The sequence below is a fragment of the Nocardioides humilatus genome (assembly GCF_008373755.1).
GTDB lineage: Bacteria > Actinomycetota > Actinomycetes > Propionibacteriales > Nocardioidaceae > Nocardioides > Nocardioides humilatus.
Genome location: NZ_VUJV01000229.1, coordinates 1 through 358, shown reverse-complemented (window position 1 = coordinate 358; position 358 = coordinate 1). Strand labels below are relative to the sequence as shown.

Below are 358 nucleotides of genomic sequence, written 5' to 3'. Positions count from 1 at the left end.
GAAGCCGTCAATCGCGCACGTTTGCTGAGTTGTTTTAAGAACAAGTAACAAGACTGATTAAAAATACAAAATGGCAAAAGCACCCGCAGTAGGAATCGATCTGGGTACCACGTACTCTTGCGTTGGTGTCTTCCAGCACGGGAAGGTGGAGACCATCGCCAACGACCAGGGCAACAGGACCACTCCGTCTTATGTTGCGCGCACAGACACCGAGCGTCTCATCGGAGATGCCGCCAAGAACCAGGTGGCGATGAACCCCAACAACACAATATTCGATGCCAAACGTCTCATCGGACGTAAGTTCGAAGATGCTACTGTGCAAGCCGACATGAAGCACTGGCCTTTCGAGGTTGTCAGT

At 51.4% G+C, this 358-nt stretch carries 1 protein-coding gene; it reads left to right on the top strand.

Annotation, left to right across the window (positions count from 1 at the left end; all coding sequences use genetic code 11):
- Nucleotides 1-70: 70 nt before the first annotated feature.
- Nucleotides 71-358, top strand: a 288-nt coding sequence (locus tag F0U44_RS24540; protein ID WP_149730661.1) for an Hsp70 family protein, incomplete at its 3' end; no start/stop codon positions are given.